General features: G+C 57.7%; 1 pseudogene. It reads left to right on the top strand.

Annotated features, from left to right (window positions below):
- Nucleotides 1–222: pseudogene (locus tag KDM89_RS22325) on the top strand (Ig-like domain-containing protein); the annotation flags it as partial.

The following is a 222-nucleotide window of genomic DNA, read 5'->3' as shown; positions in this document are numbered from 1 at the left end:
CGGCATACACCTTTACAGTGACCGCCACGAACAGTGCCGGTACAGGCAGTGCATCGTCCGCATCGACAGCGGTGACGCCGAAAGCCACACAAACGATTACCTTTAATAATCCGGGCAGTCAGAACTTTGGTACGACCCCGGCCCTGAGCGCGACAGCAAGCTCCGGTCTGAGCGTTGCCTTTACCAGTGCAACAACAGGCGTGTGTACTGTGTCCGGCAGCA

This window comes from Cognatundibacterium luofuense (genome assembly GCF_018139685.1).
GTDB lineage: Bacteria > Pseudomonadota > Gammaproteobacteria > Burkholderiales > Burkholderiaceae_D > Undibacterium > Undibacterium luofuense.
The sequence above is the reverse complement of the archived record's forward strand: the minus strand, read 5'-3'. Positions and strand labels throughout refer to the sequence as shown.